The following is a 2,036-nucleotide window of genomic DNA, read 5'->3' as shown; positions in this document are numbered from 1 at the left end:
GCGCGTCGAACCACGTGCGCCAGCCGGTCACGTCGGAATCGTGCAGCAACGGCATGTCGAGCAGCGCGGCATCGCCCGTTGCGCGGCGCATCCTGGCCAGTTGCGCGGCGAGCCGCGGATGCGCGACCGGATACAGCCGTTCCGGCATGAACGGGCGGGTTTCCAGCCGACGCCAGTTGCCGCGCCCGTACCGGATCGACAGATCGGCTTCGCCACCGGCGATATCCACGTTGCGCAGTTCGATGCCGAGCTCGATACGCAACGCGGGCGCTTCGCTCTCGAGCGCGGGCTGCCGCTCCAGCAGCCACAGCTGCGCGAACGCGGGCACCACGCTCATCCGCACCAGCCGCGGCGTACGCGGCGAGCGCCACTGATCGGCCGCGCCGTCGATGATCGCGAACGCCTGCTCGATCCGGCCGACGAAGCGTTGCCCGTCCGGCGTCAGGCGCACGCCGCGCGCATGCCGTTCGAACAGCGCCATCCCGAGCCAGTTTTCCACGGCGGCCACGCGTCGGCTGATCGCGCCGTGCGTGACGCCGGAGACGTCGGCGGCCGCGAGAAACGAACCCTCGCGCGCCACCGTGCAGACCGTCTCCAGGCTCGCGAGCGGCGGCCGCGGGCCCGGCACCGGCGCGGCGACCGACAGCCCGCCGGCGACCTGCCGCGCCCGCGCCGGACCGTCGGCAGGCCGCGCGTCCGAGCTGTGAGCCATATTCATATCCGGATGTTGATCTGTGCGCTAGCTTAGCATCTCGCCACGCCGCACCATTGCCGCATGAATACTCTTTCGTCATCGACGTCGCGCGGCGCGCGACAGCCGCTCGTCGCGGCAGCCGCGGTGGCGTTCACGATCGTCTCGTGGGCGTCCGCCTTCCCGTTCATCCGGATCGGCCTGCAGGGCCTCGCGCCGCTGCAGCTCGCGGCGGCGCGCTTCGCGACCGCGGCGGTGCTCGTGATCGCGTGGCTCGCATGGCGGCGGCCGCCGCTGCCGACGAAAGCCGATGCGTGGCGCTTTCTCGCGTGCGGCCTGCTCGGCATCGCACTCTACAACGCGCTGCTCAATACCGGCGAACAGACCGTGTCGGCCGGCGCGGCGAGTTTCATCGTGAACACGCTGCCGATCTTCACCGCGTTGCTGGCCGCCGTGTTTCTGCGCGAGCGCTTCAATCGCTGGGGCTGGCTCGGGTCGCTGGTCAGCCTGGCCGGCATCGCGGTGATCGCGCAAGGGCAGCCCGGCGGCCTCGTCCTCGGCTCCGGAAGCACGCTGATCCTCGGCGCGGCGCTGTGTTCGGCCAGCTATTTCGTGTTGCAGCGGCGGCTGATTCCCGTGTACGGCGCGCTGCCGTGCACCGCGTACACGCTGCTGGCCGGCGCGGTATTGCTCGCGCCCTGGCTGCCCGGCGCGCTCGTGTCGCTCGGCGGCGGGTCGCGCGACACGGCGCTGGCCGTCGTGGTGCTCGGCGTCTTTCCCGCCGCGCTCGGGTACGCGACCTGGACCTTCGCGCTCGGCTACTTCGGCGCGGCGCGCGCGGCCAGCTTTCTCTACCTGACGCCGGCGGTCGCGACGCTGCTGTCGGTGGCGCTGACGGGCGAGCGGCCCGGCATCGCGACGGCGTGCGGCGGCCTGCTGGCGATTGCAGGGGTGATCGTCGTCGCGTTGCGCGGACGGTCGTAGGGTCGAGCTTGCAGTGGATTGCATGGCGATGCTCCGAAAGCACACGCGGGCCGGCCCAACACGCCTCCGTCTTGCCGAACCCGATAAATGGTTCAGCCGGTGCAATCGGCACCCACTCCCGTGGCGTTACCGAACTTGACCGTTAGTTGCATATATACAGCAATCGCGCTTGATGAAGCATGACCTCGAAACCGGATACGCGATTCTCGAGTGACCAAACTGTGCAGACAAATCGACCGAACAGTTCCCGATTGACCGCGCGTCAGTGTCCATGGCTTCGTCGCGGCGACCGGCCGAATAATGGATGCGGCCGTAAGGCCGACGACAGCGAATCGCAACCTGCGGCTCGCCGCAGTGCACG

At 69.7% G+C, this 2,036-nt stretch carries 2 protein-coding genes; one reads left to right on the top strand and one right to left on the bottom strand.

The annotated features are described in order from the left end of the window. A partial coding sequence (locus JMF90_RS34915) for a LysR family transcriptional regulator (RefSeq protein WP_201326147.1) occupies nt 1-718 on the bottom strand: 718 nt, incomplete at its 3' end. 57 nt (nt 719-775) lie between these two features. On the opposite strand from JMF90_RS34915, the gene JMF90_RS34910 reads away from it, so the two are divergent. After that, nucleotides 776-1,675 (top strand): DMT family transporter, encoded by a 900-nt coding sequence (locus tag JMF90_RS34910; protein WP_011549321.1) that lies wholly within the window; start codon nt 776-778, stop codon nt 1,673-1,675. The last annotated feature ends 361 nt before the right edge of the window (nt 1,676-2,036 follow it).

Source organism: Burkholderia sp. E168m23 (genome assembly GCF_016586125.1).
In the GTDB taxonomy this organism is placed as follows: Bacteria; Pseudomonadota; Gammaproteobacteria; order Burkholderiales; family Burkholderiaceae; genus Burkholderia; species Burkholderia orbicola.
The sequence above is the reverse complement of the archived record's forward strand: the minus strand, read 5'-3'. Positions and strand labels throughout refer to the sequence as shown.

What these genes read in the sequence shown, in the direction of transcription:
- JMF90_RS34910 (WP_011549321.1), top strand. Translation starts at nt 776, where the DNA reads ATGAATACTCTTTCGTCATCGACGTCGCGCGGCGCGCGACAGCCGCTC.